Origin of the sequence: Nocardioides hankookensis (genome assembly GCF_042658885.1) — a bacterium.
GTDB lineage: Bacteria > Actinomycetota > Actinomycetes > Propionibacteriales > Nocardioidaceae > Nocardioides > Nocardioides hankookensis.
The window spans coordinates 192744-208114 of record NZ_JBHSRJ010000005.1 but is presented as its reverse complement, the minus strand read 5'-3'; the positions used below and the strand labels follow the sequence as shown (position 1 = coordinate 208114).

The 15371-nt window shown below is 71.8% G+C and carries 13 protein-coding genes; 2 read left to right on the top strand and 11 right to left on the bottom strand.

Going from position 1 to position 15371, the window contains the following annotated elements:
- Positions 1-7: 7 nt before the first annotated feature.
- On the bottom strand, positions 8-1213 hold the full coding sequence (locus ACFPYL_RS15490) for an MFS transporter (protein ID WP_379156019.1): 1206 nt from the start codon (positions 1211-1213) through the stop codon (positions 8-10).
- A gap of 77 nt (positions 1214-1290) precedes the next feature.
- On the opposite strand from ACFPYL_RS15490, the gene ACFPYL_RS15485 reads away from it, so the two are divergent.
- Positions 1291-2154: an aldo/keto reductase gene (locus tag ACFPYL_RS15485; RefSeq protein WP_379156017.1), complete on the top strand. Its 864-nt coding sequence runs from the start codon at positions 1291-1293 to the stop codon at positions 2152-2154.
- Positions 2155-2280: 126 nt separating this feature from the next.
- On the opposite strand, the gene ACFPYL_RS15480 is transcribed toward ACFPYL_RS15485, so the two are convergent.
- Both ACFPYL_RS15480 and ACFPYL_RS15475 read right to left on the bottom strand, forming a co-directional pair.
- Positions 2281-2844, bottom strand: a complete 564-nt coding sequence (locus ACFPYL_RS15480) for a LemA family protein (RefSeq protein ID WP_379156014.1) — start codon at positions 2842-2844, stop codon at positions 2281-2283.
- Between the two features lie 54 nt (positions 2845-2898).
- Positions 2899-4659: a DUF2207 domain-containing protein gene (locus tag ACFPYL_RS15475; RefSeq protein ID WP_379156011.1), complete on the bottom strand. Its 1761-nt coding sequence runs from the start codon at positions 4657-4659 to the stop codon at positions 2899-2901.
- A gap of 81 nt (positions 4660-4740) precedes the next feature.
- Between ACFPYL_RS15475 and ACFPYL_RS15470 the strand changes: the two genes are divergently transcribed.
- Positions 4741-6084 carry an MFS transporter gene (locus tag ACFPYL_RS15470; protein WP_379156008.1) on the top strand — a complete coding sequence of 448 codons (1344 nt, stop codon included), beginning with the start codon at positions 4741-4743 and terminating at the stop codon, positions 6082-6084.
- A 280-nt stretch (positions 6085-6364) separates the two neighbouring features.
- Here ACFPYL_RS15470 and ACFPYL_RS15465 read toward each other — a convergent pair whose 3' ends face one another.
- Genes ACFPYL_RS15465 through ACFPYL_RS15430 form a run of 8 tightly spaced genes read right to left on the bottom strand, consistent with a single transcriptional unit; the run spans position 6365 to position 15369 of the window.
- Positions 6365-7045: an SRPBCC family protein gene (locus ACFPYL_RS15465; RefSeq protein ID WP_379156005.1), complete on the bottom strand. Its 681-nt coding sequence runs from the start codon at positions 7043-7045 to the stop codon at positions 6365-6367.
- Positions 7045-7899, bottom strand: coding sequence for an FAD binding domain-containing protein (locus ACFPYL_RS15460; RefSeq protein WP_379156002.1), 855 nt, complete (start codon positions 7897-7899; stop codon positions 7045-7047). Before ACFPYL_RS15460 ends, ACFPYL_RS15465 begins: the two co-directional genes overlap by 1 nt.
- The gene (locus tag ACFPYL_RS15455; RefSeq protein ID WP_379156000.1) at positions 7896-10391 is read right to left on the bottom strand and encodes a xanthine dehydrogenase family protein molybdopterin-binding subunit; all 2496 of its coding nucleotides are present in this window, start codon (positions 10389-10391) and stop codon (positions 7896-7898) included. Before ACFPYL_RS15455 ends, ACFPYL_RS15460 begins: the two co-directional genes overlap by 4 nt.
- The gene (locus ACFPYL_RS15450) at positions 10388-10858 is read right to left on the bottom strand and encodes a (2Fe-2S)-binding protein (protein WP_379155997.1); all 471 of its coding nucleotides are present in this window, start codon (positions 10856-10858) and stop codon (positions 10388-10390) included. The genes ACFPYL_RS15455 and ACFPYL_RS15450 overlap by 4 nt, the downstream gene beginning before the upstream one ends.
- 39 nt (positions 10859-10897) lie before the next feature.
- Complete coding sequence (locus ACFPYL_RS15445) at positions 10898-12250, bottom strand: FAD/NAD(P)-binding protein (RefSeq protein ID WP_379155995.1); 1353 nt, start codon at positions 12248-12250, stop codon at positions 10898-10900.
- A 37-nt stretch (positions 12251-12287) separates the two neighbouring features.
- Positions 12288-13040, bottom strand: coding sequence for a GNAT family N-acetyltransferase (locus ACFPYL_RS15440; protein WP_379155992.1), 753 nt, complete (start codon positions 13038-13040; stop codon positions 12288-12290).
- Positions 13041-13064: 24 nt separating this feature from the next.
- Entirely contained in the window at positions 13065-14297 is a 1233-nt protein-coding gene (locus tag ACFPYL_RS15435; RefSeq protein WP_379155990.1) for a transcriptional regulator, read from the bottom strand.
- A 34-nt stretch (positions 14298-14331) separates the two neighbouring features.
- On the bottom strand, positions 14332-15369 hold the full coding sequence (locus ACFPYL_RS15430) for an alpha/beta hydrolase family protein (RefSeq protein ID WP_379155987.1): 1038 nt from the start codon (positions 15367-15369) through the stop codon (positions 14332-14334).
- Positions 15370-15371: the final 2 nt, after the last annotated feature.

Genomic DNA, 15371 nt, shown 5'->3' with positions numbered 1-15371 from the left:
GGGCCGGTCAGGACATCCGCACTGCCCGGACGCGGGACCAGCCCACGATCATCGCCGACGCCGCGGACAACGCCGCCACACCCACCAGGACCTGCTGCTCGCCGAACGAGCTCAGGGCGACCCCGCCGAGCACGGCGCCGAGCGCTCCGGCCGAGCGGTTCACCGAGCGCCTGGTGGCGTTGGCCCGCCCGAGCAGCCTGTCCGGGGTGACGGTCTGCCAGTAGCCGGTGTCGTTGGCGTTCTCGATGCCCATGGCCAGCCCCTGGAGCACCAGCGCCGCACCGAGGAGCGCCGGCCCAGCGTCCTGAGCCGGTGCGAGCGCTACCAGGATCCAGCCGACCGGGTGGACCGATCGCGTGGCGAGGATCGCACGCCCGGTGCCGAGCCGGCGTCCGACGGCCGGCGCGATCGTGGCGCCGACGAGACCGGCGATCCCACCGGCGGCCACCAGGAGCCCGAACGCGAGCGCCGACAGGCCCATCACGCGCAGCGCCACCAGTGTCAGAGCCGTGAAACCTGCGGCGTTGGCGACGAACCAGACGTGGGTCGACACCGCCAACGGAGCCAGCGTGGGGTGCCGGTAGGTCCAGCTCAACCCCTCGCGGATCTCTCGCCCCAGGTGCCGCTCCACGGACGGGTGCGCGGCTGGCTCGTCGACCCGGAGCCCGGCGTTGAGCACGGCGTCGACGAGATAGCTGACGGCATCGACGGCGATGGCGACGGGTGCACCGAGCAGCCCGACCAGGCCTCCACCCAGCGCCGGGCCGAGTGTCTGCGCCGCGGCGTCACTCTGGTCGAGCCGGGCATTCGCCGGGACGAGCCGGTCGCGCGGGACCAGTCGCGGCAACAACGACTGCGTCGCTGCGAAGGCGAACACCGAGAACGCACCGAACGCCAGCAGCAGCACGACCAGCGTCCACACCTCCAGGTCGTCGAACGCCCACAGCACCGGAACCGCCCCCAGCGTCGCGGCCCGTCCCACACTGCTCCACACGAGCAGCCGCTGCCGCCGCCAGCGATCGGCGTACACCCCGGCGACGAGTCCGAGGACGGCGTACGGGAGGAACTGCGCGGCGTTGACGACCCCGACCGAGATCGACGACGCGTCCAGCTCCTGGATCACCAGCACCGGCAGCGCGACCGTCGTGACCGCGGTGCCGAACGAGCTGATCGTCGCCGCCAGCCAGTAGCGGCTGAACGACGCGTCCGCCACGACATCTCCTGTCGCCGGTGATGGGTCGCCATCCCATCACACGGAATGCGGACCGCCCCGGACCGGTTGGGTCGGACATGACCGACAAGATCGCAGTCAGCTCAGGAACCTTCCAGATCGGTGGCGACCTCCCGGTCGTCCGCCTCGGCTACGGCACCATGCAGCTGCCCGGCGAGGGCGTGTGGGGACCGGCCAAGGACCACGACACCGCCATGGCCGTGCTGCGCCGCAGCGTCGAGCTCGGCATCACCTTCTTCGACACCGCCGACTCCTACGGGCCCGAGACCGCCGAGCAGCTGCTCAAGGACGCGCTGCACCCGTACGGCGACGACGTCGTCATCGCCACCAAGTCCGGCCTCACCCGGCAGGGTCCCGGCATCTGGACGCAGCTCGGCTACCCGCCGTACCTCCGCCAGCAGGCGGAGCTCTCGCTGCGCCGGCTCGGCGTCGAGACGATCGACCTCTACCAGCTGCACCGGATCGACAAGAACTACCCGCTGGAGGACCAGGTCGGCGAGTTCAAGGCGCTCCAGGACGAGGGCAAGGTCCGCCACATCGGCCTGTCCGAGGTGAGCGTCGACGAGATCAAGGCGGCCCGTGAGGTCGCCGAGATCACCACCGTGCAGAACCTCTACAACCTCGGCAACCGCAGCTCCGAGGACGTCCTGGACTACTGCGAGGCGGAGGGCATCGGCTTCATCCCGTGGTTCCCGCTCGCGACCGGTGAGCTGTCCAAGGAGGACGGCCCGCTGGCCGAGGCCGCGAAGCGCCACGACGCAACCCCGTCCCAGCTCGCGCTGGCATGGCTGCTGCGCCGCTCCCCGGTGATGCTGCCGATCCCCGGCACGTCGAGCGTCGGGCACCTCGAGTCCAACACCGCCGCCGCCGGCATCGAGCTCACCGACGACGAGTTCGAGGCGCTCTCCTCGTTGGTCGAGTAGCGAGCGCCAGCGAGCGTATCGAGACCCGTGCTGGGTCTCGATACGCTCCTCGCGACCTCCTACGTCGGTCGCGTCGCTACTCGACCTGGTAGCGGGCTCTCGGACCTCGCAGGCTCGGTCCGAGCGCTACTCGAAGCTGACGGTGGGGGCGACGTCCTGGCCCTCGGGGGCGTCGTAGAAGTCGCGCTTGTGCACGTTGGCGATGCCGGTGAGGAACATCCACGGGATCGTCTGGGTCAGCTTGTTGAGCGTCGCGACGGCGTCGTTGTAGTACTGGCGGGCGAAGGAGATCTGGTTCTCCGTGTCGGCCAGCTGCTTCTGCAGCTCCAGGAAGTTCGTGTTCGCCTTGAGGTCCGGGTAGGCCTCGGCCACGGCGTTGACCTTCACGAGCGCCTGGCCGAGCGCCTGGTCGGCGGCGGCCTTGGCCGGGACGTCGTCGCCCTTCGCGGCGGCGGTCACCGCCGCGCGGGCCCGGGTGACCTCCTCGAAGACGCCCTTCTCGTGCGCGGCGTACCCCTTGACCGTCTCGACCAGGTTGGGGATCAGGTCGGCGCGCCGGGTGAGCTGGACGTCGATGCCGCCGAGCGCCTCCTGGGCGCCGATGTCCGTCGTACGGAGCTTGTTGAAGCCCACGATGACGAAGCCGACGATGGCGACCAGCACCACGACGACGATGATGGCGATGAGCATGTGAACTCCTCAGTTCATGGGGTGCAGGTCACGGGAGTGGAGCAAGTATCGGGGTCACCACGAGCCGCCGCCACCGCCGCCACCACCGCCGCCGCCCGAGAAGCCGCCCCCGCCGCCCGAGGACGACGAGGACTTCTGGGTGGCTTCGTACGACGAGATCGCGGAGCTCACGGTCGAGTTGAAGTCGGACACCATCGACGAGATCGCCGACCCGGCGTACGCACCGGCGTACGCGTGCCCGAAGTACGACGGGACGGGCGGCTCGCTGCCCATCTCGGTGCGGTACTTCTCGGCCCACTCGTCCGCACAGCCGAAGGCGACCGCCCACGGGATGTAGGCCGTGTACAGCTCCTGGCGGCCCGAGAAGTCGAACCGGTCCTGGGCCGACGGCGTCGACAGGATCCGCCGGAAGCCACCGGCGCGCGACCAGAGCTCGCGCCCGGCCTTGGTGCGCCGGGTGCCGGCACCGGGGGCCGCGAGGCCGGCGGCGAAGACCCCGAACGCTCCGACGATCAGCGTCAGGAACGTCATGTTGAACGGGTTGACGAAGACGGTGAGGATCACCGCCAGGAAGCAGGCGCCGACCACGAACCCGCCCAGGCCGCCGAAGCCGCTGCGCGTCATCAGCCCGTTGGCGGACGCCCAGGACTTGGTGCTCTGCTCGAAGGTCGCGATCTCGTCCTTGAGCCGCTCGCCCGCCGAGACGCTGCTCCGCGACGCGACGAACGACGCGTGCTCGCCGCCGAGGATGTGCGCGACGCCCGACGTGACCGGGTCGAGCCCCGCCCAGCCGGCCACCCCCTGCTTGTCGGTGATCGTCCACGAGTCCTCGGTGCGGTCGAGGTCGATCGCACCCTTCTCTGCGGCGTAGAGCAGCGTCGCGACGTACTGCTCGTCGTCGACCTGCTCGGTGACCAGGTACGCCGCCTGCGCCGGCCCGACGCCCTCGGGCGGGGCGTACATCAGTGGGAACCCGGGGTCGCGCTCGGAGGCGCGCCGGCTCAGGAACAGGCCGAGGAGCCCGGCGAGGAACGACAGGGCGAGCACCACGGCCAGGCCGGCGACGCTCTGCCCGAAGACGACGTCGAACGACTTCGGCCACGGCAGCACGTCGCCCGCGGGAGGCGTCTCCATGTCCAGGCCGGTCTTGACGGTGACGCCCGTCCGGGACGGGAGGTCGGCGGCGGTGACGTGGAGCGTCTGCGTGCCCTCGCCGTCGACCGTGCAGGCGCGGGTGTCGTCCCCGACCGCGCACTGGACCCGCTCGGCGTCGGCGGGCAGGTGGACGGTCAGGTCGGCGGCGGTGATCTCCTGGGCCCAGCCGGCCGGGATCAGGTTCCAGTAGAACTGCGTCCGCGAGCCGTTGGTGCCGGGCTCGAGCACGCCGTTGATGCGGTAGGAGATCTCGTAGACGTGGTCGCCCGGCTCGACCGTCGAGCCGGCGTCGCCGATCTTGGCGACCCGGTACTTCCCACCCTCCTGGCGCGACATCTCGAACGGCACGTCGTCGCCGTCCATCGTCACGGTGACGTCGTGCGGGATCCGGCGAGAGCTGGGGGCGTTGATGTCGTCGATGTCCCAGAAGCGGAAGATGCCGTGCTTGCCGCTGTACGGGAAGTTCACCGTCAGCGTCTCGACCACGTCCATGTCCCCGTTGTCGGCGACGTCGAAGTCCGCGTCGTACGACGTGATCGTGGTCTCGTCGTAGTCGCTCGGGCCCTCGTCGTCGGTCGAGAACCCGTACAGGGCCGCCGGGATCATCAGGACCAGGACCACGACGGCGAGGCCGATCGTGTAGCCCACGATGCGCTTCATGCTGCGGAGCCTAGGGCGTCGTGAAGGTCGGCGAATAAGGATTCGCCGACTGTCGGCGTGCCCTGAAACACTCGTTCCACGATGTCCAGCCCCACCAGCCCCAGCCCCCTCACGCTCCGCTCGTTCTGGCACGACCTGCCCCGTGAGGGCAAGCTCCTGCTCTCGGTGGTCGTGTTCGAGTTCATCGGCACTGGTCTGGTCCTGCCGTTCAACATCGTCTACCTCCACGAGGTCCGCGGCTTCGCGCTCGGCGACGCCGGTCTGCTGCTCGCGCTGCCGCCGCTGGTCGGCTTCCTCGTGGTCGGGCCGGGCGGTGCGGCGATCGACCGGTGGGGTGCGCGCCGCATCCTGGTCGGCGCGCTCGTCCTCCAGGTGATCGGCAACGTGACGCTCGCGTTCGCCTCGACGCAGGCGCTCGCAGCGGTCGCCCTGCTGATGAGCGGTGTCGCGTTCGGGGTGTCGTGGCCGGGCTTCCAGGCGTTCATCGCGGCCGTCATCCCCTCCGAGCTGCGGCAGCGCTACTTCGGCGTCAACTTCACCCTGCTCAACCTCGGCATCGGCATCGGCGGCCTGGTCGCCGGCGCGTTCGTGCGGGTCGACCACCTGCCGACCTTCCAGGCGATCTACCTCGGCGACGCCGCGAGCTACCTCCCCGCGCTCTTCCTGATGCTGGTGCCGCTGCGCCACGTCGCCGGCCGCGTCGAGCACCACGGGGACGGCTCGGCCGCGAAGGTCAGCTACCTCGACGTCGTACGCCGGCCCGCGGTCGCGTCCATGCTGCTGCTCAGCTTCGTGTCGTCGTACGTCGGCTACTCGCAGCTCAACGCCGGCATGCCGGCCTACGCCCGCTCGGTGGGCGAGATCTCGACGCGCGGACTCGGCTTCGCGTTCGCCGCCAACACCCTGGTGATCGTGCTGCTCCAGCTGGTCGTCCTGCAGCGGATCGAGGCGCGGCGGCGGACCCGGATCATCGCGGTGATGGGCGCGGTGTGGGCGGTGTCGTGGCTGCTGCTCGGCGCGACCGGGCTGGTCTCGGGCACCTGGGGCGCGACGATGCTGGTCGCCGCGTGCGCCTCCGTCTTCGCGTTCGGCGAGACGCTCCTCCAGCCGACGGTCCCGGCCCTGGTCAACGACCTGGCGCCCGACCACCTGCGCGGCCGCTACAACGCGGCCAGCTCGGCGGCCTTCCAGCTGGCGCAGATCATCGCGCCGCCGATCGCGGGCTTCCTGATCGGCCACCACCTCGACAGCGTCTACATCGGCACGCTCGTCGTCGGCTGCCTCCTGCTCGGCGTGCTGGCGGTCGTGCGCCTCGAGCCGCAGCTGCCGCCGGGCGTCAACGGCGTCCGCGAGCCTGAGCTCGTCGCCGACCCCGACGCCGTACCGGAGCCGACGCCGAAGACCCGCACCAGCACCCTGGAGTGACGTCGCCCGGTGGTGGTTTCGAGGCTCGGCGCTAGCGCGCCTCGCACCTCAACCACCGAGGCCGGTGGTTCAGGTGCGAGCGGAGCGCCGAGCCTGAGCTCGTCGCCGACCCCGACGCCGTACCGGAGCCGACGCCGAAGACCCGCACCAGCACCCTGGAGTGACGTCGCCCGGTGGTGGTTTCGAGGCTCGGCGCTAGCGCGCCTCGCACCTCAACCACCGAGGCCGGTGGTTGAGGTGCGAGCGGAGCGAGCCTCGAAACCACCAGCCCGCGTGACGCTCAGCGGCTGGCGACCCACCAGATGACGATGCCGGCCACGACCACCACGCCGACCACCGGCTTCCAGTAGGTCTTCGCGAGCACCGGCAGCACCGCGCTGCCGAGGTCGAGCGCGTCGTCCTGGCGGGCCGGCTGTGGGGCGGTGGGCGGTGGGGTGGCGACCGAGGCGGTCTCGGGTTCCGCCTCGGTCGCCTGCTCGGACCCGGGAGCCGTCGCTTGCGAGGCCCCCGTGGACTCCGCACTCAGACGTTGCTCCAGGCACTCCACGAACTGCCCGAGCAGCTTGTCCGAGACGTCTTGCATGACCCCGCGACCGAACTGCGCGGGCTTCCCGGTGATCGCGAGGTCGGTGACGACCTCGACGTCGGTCCCGCCGCCGTCGGCGTCGGTCATGGTGAGCGTGACCTTCGCGCCCGCCGTACCGTTGCCGCGCTTGTCGCGGCCCTTCGCGTCGACGAGGAAGCGGTGCGCCGCCTCGTCCTTCTCCACGAAGGTCCCCGCACCGTTGTAGACGAGCGCGATCGGGCCGAGCTTGACCTTCACCGAGCCGGCGAAGCTGTCGCCGTCGGCCTCGGTCACGGTCGCCCCGGGAAAGCACTCGGCCACGGACGCGATGTCCTGGAAGTGCGCCCAGGTCTCGTCGACCGAGGTGGGGACGGTGAAGCGGTGCGTGAGGTCCATCAGGCCCCAGCCGCCGCCAGGACCGCCCGTCGGGTCAGCACCGTGGCGAGGTGGCGCCGGTAGTCGGCGTCCCCGTTCAGGTCGGAGGGCGGGTTGGTGCCGTCGGTGGCGTGCTCGGCAGCCGCGCGTACGGCGTCCGCGGTCGCCGGCTGCCCGGCGAGCGCGTCCTCCACGGCCCGGGCGCGCAGCGGCGTCGATCCCATGTTGGTCAGCCCGATCCGAGCCTCGGCGATCGTGCCACCGTCGACGCGCACGGTGGCCGCGACGGCGACGATCGGCCACTGGTGGGCGACCCGCACGAACTTCTCGTACGTCGCGCCCCAGCCGGTCCGCTTCGGGATCCGGACCTCGGTGAGGATCTCGTCCTCGCCGATCGCGGTCTCGAAGAGGTCGACGAAGAAGTCGTCGGCCGCCACGGTCCGGCTGCCACCGGACCCGGCGATCACGAACTCCGCCCCCAGCGCCAGCGCCGGCGCCCCGAGATCGCCGGCGGGGTCGGCGTGCGCGAGCGCGCCGCCGAACGTGCCGCGGTGCCGCACCTGCGCGTCGGCCAGGTGCTCGACCGCCTGGGCGATCAGCGCGGCGTGCTCGGCCACGAGCGGGTCGGACCCGACCACGGCGTGCGGCGTCATCGCGCCGACCACGATCGCGTCGCCGTCGTCGCGGATGCCGCGCAACGACTCGATCTTGCCCAGGTCGATGATCCACTCGGGTGCGTTGAGCCGCATCCGCAGCACCGGCAGCAGGCTCTGCCCACCGGCGATGATCTTGGCGTCGTCGCCGTACTGCGCGAGGGCCGCCAGGGCGTCCTCGACCGAGGTCGGCGCCACGTAGTCGAACGCTGCGGGGATCACGCGCCAGCTCCTTCCGTGGAGGACGGCCCGGGCATCTCCTGGTTGCCAGCGGCACCACCCGCTTCGAAGTGGGGCATCGCCGCCCCCTCGGTCGAGCCGCCGGACCCGGGCCCGTTGATCGCGCGCCACACCCGCTCGGGCGTGCACGGCATCTGGATGTCGCTCACGCCGAGGTGGCGTACGGCGTCGACGACCGCGTTGACGACCGCCGGTGTCGAGGCGATGGTGCCGGCCTCGCCGACGCCCTTGGTGCCGAGCGTGTTGGTCAGCGCCGGCGTCGTGGTGTGCTCGACGTCGAAGCTGATCGTGTCGGCGGCCGTCGGCAGCAGGTAGTCCACGAACGACCCGGAGACCAGCGTCCCGGCGTCGTCGTACACCGCCTCCTCCCACAGCGCCTGGGCGATCCCCTGCACCAGCCCGCCGTGCACCTGCCCGGAGACGATGAGCGGGTTGACGATGTTGCCGATGTCGTCGACGCAGACGTACTTGCGCATCTTCACCGCGCCCGTCTCGGTGTCCACCTCCATCGCGCAGAGGTGGGTGCCGTGCGGGTAGTTGAAGTTGACGGGGTCGTACGTCGCCTCCGAGTCGATGCTCGGCTCGACGCCGTCCGGCAGGTTGTGCGCGGCGAAGACCGCGGTCGCGATCTCGCCGATCGCCATCCCCTGGTCGGTGCCGCGCACCGAGAACCGGCCACCGGAGAACTCGAGGTCGCCGACCGACGCCTCGAGCAGGTGGGCGGCGATCGGCTTCGCCTTCTCGATCACCTTGTCGGCCGCCTTGACCAGCGCCTCACCGCCGACGACCAACGACCTCGATCCGTAGGTGTCCAGCCCCTTGTGCGAGATCGCGGTGTCGCCGTGCAGGATCTCGACGTCCTCGAACGCGACGCCGAGCCGGTCGGCCACGATCTGGCTGAACGCCGTCTCGTGACCCTGTCCGTGCGCCGAGGCGCCGGTGACCACCTCGACCTTGCCGGTGGCCAGCATCCGCACGCTCGCGTGCTCCCAGCCGCCGGCCCCGTAGTCGAGCTGGCCGAGGACCCGGCTCGGGGCCAGGCCGCACATCTCGGTGAACGTCGAGATGCCGATCCCGAGCTGCACGGTGTCGCCCGACGCCCTTCGTGCCATCTGCTCGGCCCGCAGCTCGTCGTACCCGAACATCTCCTTGGCCTTGGCGGTCGCGGCCTCGTAGTTGCCGGAGTCGTACTCGAGCCCGGCGACCGTGGTGAACGGGAACTCCTCGTGCTTGATCCAGTTCTTCTCGCGGATCTCGAGCGGGTCGACGCCGACCTCGGCGGCCAGCTCCGACATCAGCCGCTCGATGGCGTACGTCGCCTCGGGCCGGCCGGCGCCGCGGTAGGCGTCGGTCCAAGCCTTGTTGGTCAGCACCGTCTGGACGGCGAAGTGGTAGGCCGGGAACTTGTAGATCGCGTTGAACATGAAGGCGCCGAGCACCGGCACGCCTCCGCCGACGATGGCGACGTACGCGCCCAGGTCGGCGAGCAGCTCGACCTTGAGCCCGGTGACGGTGCCGTCCTTCTCGGCCGACAGCGTCAGCTTCTGCCACTGGTCGCGGCCGTGGTGGGCGCTCATCAGCGACTCGGAGCGGGTCTCGGTGTACTTCACCGGCTTGCCGAGCCGGCGACCCACCGCCCAGGCGATCCACTCCTCCGGGGTCACCTGGAGCTTGCCGCCGAACCCGCCGCCGACGTCGGGGGCGATGACGCGGATCTTCGACTCCGGTACGCCGGTGGTCGCGGCCAGCGCGAAGCGGACGATGTGCGGGATCTGGGTCGCCGACCACATCGTGTACTGCTCACCGGTCGGGTCGACGACGACGCTGCGCGGCTCCATGAATGCCGGGATCAGCCGCTGCTGGCGGTACTCCCGCTCGATCACGATGCCGTCGGTGCGGGCCTTCGCGATCGCGTCCTCGACGTTGCCACCGGTGCCGGCCTCGCTGGAGTCGAAGACCCACAGCGCGGACTTGTTGGTGCCGAGGTCGGGGTGCGCGATGACCTCGTCCGCGGCCGACTTCTTGAGGTCGAGGGCGGCGGGCAGCTCGTCGTACTCCACCTCGACGAGCTCGGCCGCGTCGCGCGCCTCCGCGGCGCTGCGGGCGACGACCACGGCCACGATCTCGCCCGCGAAGGCGACCCGGTCGGCCGGCATCGGCGAGTGCGGCGGCGTGACCTGGTCGGGCGTGATCGGCCAGGCGTTGATGATCGCGCCGAGCTCCTCCCCGAAGTCGGCACCGCTCAGCACGTCGACGACGTTGGTCGCGGCCTTCGCGGCCGAGGTGTCGATGCTGGTGATGGTCGCGTGCGCGAACGGGCTGCGCACCATCGCGAGGTGCAGCATCCCCGGCAGCACGATGTTGTCGGTCCAGCGGGTGCGACCGGTGATCAGCCGCTGGTCCTCCTTGCGGCGCCGGTCGCGACCGATCTCGTGCTCGATGGCGTCGGACGGGCGCTCGTCGGTGACCGTCATGACGTCGCCCCCTGACCTGACGCGTGCTGAACCGCCTTGACGATGTTGTGGTAGCCGGTGCAGCGGCAGAGGTTGCCCTCCAGCCCGAGCCGGATCTCCTCCTCGGAGGGCTTCGGGTTGGTGCTGAGCAGGTCGACGCTCTGCATGATCATCCCCGGCGTGCAGAAGCCGCACTGGAGGCCGTGGCACTCGCGGAAGGCCTCCTGCACGGGGTGCAGCTCGCCGTTCTGGGAGAGGCCCTCGATCGTGGTGACCTCCCCGCCGTCGGCCTGGACGGCGAGCACGTTGCACGACTTCACGCTCGTGCCGTCGAGGTGGACGGTGCACGCGCCGCAGTTGCTGGTGTCGCAGCCGATGACGGTGCCGGTCTTGCCGAGCCGCTCGCGGAGGTACTGCACGAGCAGCATGCGGGGTTCGACGTCGTCGGAGACGCTCGCTCCGTCGACGGTGAGTGTGATCCGGGTCATGCTGCGCACGCTAGGCGCGCAGGGTTGGCCGCGGGTTGGTCAGACGGTGGCCGGTGCAGTCCGCCCGAGCACGAGCCGCGCGACCTCCGCCGCCTGGGTGCGGATCTCCGGGATCGCGGTCGACTCCCAGAGGGTGCCCTTGCGGGGCGGGCCGACGGCGTACAGGCCGGGGACGGGTACGCCGTCCGCGCCGACGACCTGGCCCGACGGCGTGGAGTCGAGGCCGAGCCGCAGCGGGTCCGGCGCCACCAGGCCGCGGCGCTGGAGTGCCTGGAGCAGCGGGTCGTCGGTGCGCGAGATGTCGGTGAGCGGTCCGGTGCAGTTGACCACGGCGTCGGCCCGGTCGAGGTCCACACCGGCGAGACCTCCGTCCGCGACGTTCAGCCGCCCGTCCTGGCGGTAGCCGGCGATCCGGTCGGCGACCTCGGGCGCCATCCGGTGCCGGCGCACCTCCCAGTCGCGGACGTACGTCGCGAGGAACCGCCGCCGCTCGTCGAGGTCGAGGCGGGCCCAGATGGACTGGGTCGCGGGCCGCAGCCCGTCGACCACGTTGCGCCAGTCGACGCCGTGCGAGCGCGCCGCCCCGACCTGGCTGCGCACGAACGCGGCGATGCCGTCGGCGGTCAGCGGGCCCGCGGGCACCTTGCTGACCCAGGCCGTCGACTGCTGCTCGATGTGGGCGTGCGGGAGCAGCCCGTGCCGGCTGACCATGACGGCGCGCCGGTGCGGCGAGTCCGCCAGCAGTGTGATCACCGTGTCGATCGCGGTCAGGCTGGTGCCGACGACGACCACGTCGGCGTCGTCCGGCAGGGCGCGGATCGCGCCGAGGTCCCAGGGGTTCGGGAGGTAGCCGGGCAGCGCGCCGAGGTCGGCTCCGTCGACGACGAGAGGCTGCGGGGCCTGGTTGCCGTAGGCGAGCACCACGGTGTCGGCCGTCGCCACCCGGTCGCGGGTGCGCAGCTCGAACCCGTCGCCGACCGGCACCACGTCGTCGACCCGACCGGCGCTGATCGTCAGGCGGTGGTCGGCGACGTCGGCGAGCGTGTCCTGGAGGTACGCCGAGTACTCCATCCGCGGCAGGAAGCCCAGCGGGTCGGGGTCGCGGCCGGCCCGGCGCGCCCAGTCGAGGAGGTCGGACGGCACGTCGGCGTACGCGCTCATGTGTCGCGCGCGCACGTTGAGCAGGTGGCGCGGGTCGGAGGTGCAGTAGGCGATGCCGCGACCCAGAACGCCGGTCGCCTCGTGGACCGTCACGCGGAGCGCGGAGTCGGTCGAGGTCGACAGCAGCTGGAGTGCCGTGAGCACCCCACTGGCGCCGCCGCCGATGATCGCGATGCGGTCGCTGCGGGCGTCGGCTCCGGCGTGGACGGGTGCTCGGTCGGTGACAACCATGCGGTAAGTCTAGAGAACAACTGCAATTAAGTGTGCATCAGTGGCCGAACTGCGCCGACTCGGCGTTGGTGAAGAGCTCCCACTCGTCGACGGTCCGCCACCCGGTGGCCTCGTAGAGCGGCAGGCCGGCGGGGGTCGCGCCGAGCATCCCGACTCGGGCGCCGTCGGCACGCGCGTGCGCCAGCACGCTGGCGAGCAGGGCCCGGCCGTAGCCGCGCCGGGCGAAGCGCGTCGGGGTCGACATCGCCCAGATCGAGACGCCGTCGTCGACGTGCCCCGAGATCAGCGCGCAGACCGCCTCGCCGCCGTCCTCGAGCAGCCAGCCCCGGACGACCCCACCGGGCACGGCACCCGCAGCCATCAGCGCCGTGTCGTCGGCCGTCAGCGAGAACGCCTCGGCGATCAGCGCGGCGAGCACGTCGGCGTCCGCTGGCCCGGCCTGGCGCACGCGCGGGTCGACGACGTCGACCGGGCCGGAGGTGAGGTCGCGTGTCATCACCGGCGCGGCGCCGACACCGACCCACGGCGAGGCCAAGCGGCTCCCGAGCTCGCGGCCGGGACCGGCCAGGAACACCAACGCGTCCAGGCCCGCCTCGTCGAGGATCGTGAGCGTGCCGTCGAGGACCACCGGGTCGGCGGTCGCGAGCAGCACCAGGTTCAGGTCGGGGGCGACGCCTCCGGTGAGGCCGACCCACCAGTCGCGTCCCGCGTCGGCGACGGCCCCGATCCGGCCGGCCATGGTCGCCATCACGGCACCCATGTCGGCGCGCACGCGCACGACGTCGTCCATCGTCTCCCCCTCGGCGTCGGGCGATCAGCGCTCGGCCGCGGCGAGCCGTCCCTTCAGCAAGGGTACGGCGGGGTGGCCGTGCGGGAGGCGGTTCAGGCAGACCTCCACGACCTCGGTGTCGTACGGCGCGAGCTCGCCGTAGCGCAGCACGGCGTCCGGGTCGGGGTCGGCGAGCAGCGCCTCCCGGACCGCGACCGCGACCAGCTCGGCCAGCTCCGCGAGGGCGGGCGAGTTGGTGCCGGGGAGGAGGTCGCCGCCGTACGCGTCGACGGCGGCGGCGACCCGGCCGCGGCGCAGGAGGGTGAGGACGAGGTCGACGTCGGTCGAGACCGGCATCGTCAGCCGGTAGGGGCGCGACGCGAGCTGGCCGCCGAGCGCGGAGCGCAGGTGCGAGACCTCGGCCTTGAGGGTCGAGGTGGTGACCGCCTGGTCGCCGTAGACGAGCGCGTGGAGGTGCTCCAGCGACAGCCCCTCGGGATGCATCGCGAGCAGCGCGAGCACCTCGGTCTGGCGCCGGTTGAGCAGCAGCCGCTGCCCGTCGAGCCAGGTCTCGGCGGTGCCGAGCAGCCGCATCACCAGGCCCGGCTCGGACGCCTCGTCGAGCTGGTCGAGCACGGCGTACTGGTGCGAGAGCGGCATCGCGGTCTCGATCAGCCGGGCCATCACCCGGGCGGTGGCGAGGCCGATCGGGTGGGTGCGGTCCCACGACGTCGAGAGGTCGATGACGCCCAGCTTCGCGCCGGTGACGGGGTCGTGGACCGGGGCGGCCCAGCACACCCAGTTGTGCACGATCGACGCGTAGTGCTCGGCGCTGAAGACCATCTCGGGGGCGCCGGTCCGGTTGGCCAGGTCGAGCGCGTTGGTGCCGACGGACTCGTCGTCCCAGCGACCGCCGGGCACGAAGTTGACGGTCTCCGCCTTGCGGCGCATCACCCGGCCGCCGTACGTCCAGAGGATGCGGGTCTGCGCGTCGGTGACGGCGATGACGAGGTCACCGTCCTCCGCCGTACGCCGGAGCTCGGCCTCGACGCGCTCGACGGCGGTCTGGAGCGGCGAGCCCTGCCAGGACGCGGCGGTCTCGGCCTCGTCGGCCAGCGGCGCCTGGGTGACGTCGGGGGCGATCGCCGCCTCCGAGCGGGTCCAGCTGGTCAGGATCTCCGGGCGGACGACGTCGACCGCGTCGTCGCCACGCTCGACGAACGACGTCCACGCGCGGACCGACTCCAGCCTGCGTGCCTGGAGCTCGCTGCGTGCCATGCGGTCGAAGGTAGCACCGGGATCGTGACGCGGGTCACACGTCGAGGTGGCGGCGGAGGAAGCGCACGGTGCGGACGATCGAGTCCTGCCAGCGTGCGTAGAAGGCGTGGTCCTCGCCGGGGTACTCGACCAGCGTGCTGTCGACGCCGGCGCGCTCGAGCAGGCGCTGGGTGGTGCGCGACCAGCGCGGCGGGCAGGTGGCGTCGGCGGTGCCGTGGTGGATCAGCACCGGCTCGGTGATGCGGTCGAAGTAGGTGCGTGACGACAGCCCGCGGTAGAACGCCGGCGCCTGCCGCGGCGTGCCGTACTCGGCGTAGAGGTCGTCGACGGCGCCGGGCCGGTTGGGCTCGGTGAAGTGCTGCAGGTTGTCGAGGAAGCGCGAGCTGACGCTCGCGTAGACCACCGCGGCATCGACCAGGCCGGGCGCGGCGACCAGCGCGTTGAGGGTGACCCCGCCACCCATCGACCGGCCCACCATCGCGGTCTTGTCGGCGTCGACGTACGCCAGCTTCTCGAGCGCCAGCACGGCGTTGATGCTGTCGCGGGTGTAGGCGAGCCGGAGCTCGCGCTCCCGGTCGCCGGCCGGGTCGCCGGCGGCGTGGCCGCGGTAGTCGGTGTGCAGCACCACGAACCCGGCGCGCGCCAGCCAGTCCTGCTCGCGCGCCATGCCCTGGCCGGTGACGTACGCCGACGGCCCGATGTAGCCGTGGTTGAGGACGACCGCGGGGAAGGGCCCGCGGCCGTGCGGCCGGAGCAGCACCCCGGAGACGAGCGTGCCGTTGCTGCGGTAGGTGACCTGCTGGCGGGTGTAGGCGTCGGTGCGCGTCTCGGTGCGGAGCACCCGCAGCCCGCGCCCGTCGAAGTCCGCGCGCATCAGGTTGGCCAGCGACGGGGTGTCGGTGCGCGGTGGCAGGCTCTCGCCCTGCTCGGCGGGGGTGGGGGGTTGGGTGGGGCCCGAGGAGGGCGTCGAGACCGGAGGACTGCTCGTGGTCGGCGCGGGACCGGCCGGGTCCGACGTACAGCCCGCGAGCAGCAGCGCCGCGACAGCTGCGATGCTCGCCCGCTTCCGCACCG

Bases quoted from the DNA above. Each gene is read 5' to 3' on its own strand.
- ACFPYL_RS15485 (WP_379156017.1), top strand. From the start codon at position 1,291: ATGACCGACAAGATCGCAGTCAGCTCAGGAACCTTCCAGATCGGTGGC.
- ACFPYL_RS15480 (WP_379156014.1), bottom strand. From the start codon at position 2,844: ATGCTCATCGCCATCATCGTCGTCGTGGTGCTGGTCGCCATCGTCGGC.
- ACFPYL_RS15475 (WP_379156011.1), bottom strand. From the start codon at position 4,659: ATGAAGCGCATCGTGGGCTACACGATCGGCCTCGCCGTCGTGGTCCTG.
- ACFPYL_RS15470 (WP_379156008.1), top strand. From the start codon at position 4,741: ATGTCCAGCCCCACCAGCCCCAGCCCCCTCACGCTCCGCTCGTTCTGG.
- ACFPYL_RS15465 (WP_379156005.1), bottom strand. From the start codon at position 7,045: ATGGACCTCACGCACCGCTTCACCGTCCCCACCTCGGTCGACGAGACC.
- ACFPYL_RS15455 (WP_379156000.1), bottom strand. From the start codon at position 10,391: ATGACGGTCACCGACGAGCGCCCGTCCGACGCCATCGAGCACGAGATC.
- ACFPYL_RS15450 (WP_379155997.1), bottom strand. From the start codon at position 10,858: ATGACCCGGATCACACTCACCGTCGACGGAGCGAGCGTCTCCGACGAC.
- ACFPYL_RS15445 (WP_379155995.1), bottom strand. From the start codon at position 12,250: ATGGTTGTCACCGACCGAGCACCCGTCCACGCCGGAGCCGACGCCCGC.
- ACFPYL_RS15440 (WP_379155992.1), bottom strand. From the start codon at position 13,040: ATGGACGACGTCGTGCGCGTGCGCGCCGACATGGGTGCCGTGATGGCG.
- ACFPYL_RS15435 (WP_379155990.1), bottom strand. From the start codon at position 14,297: ATGGCACGCAGCGAGCTCCAGGCACGCAGGCTGGAGTCGGTCCGCGCG.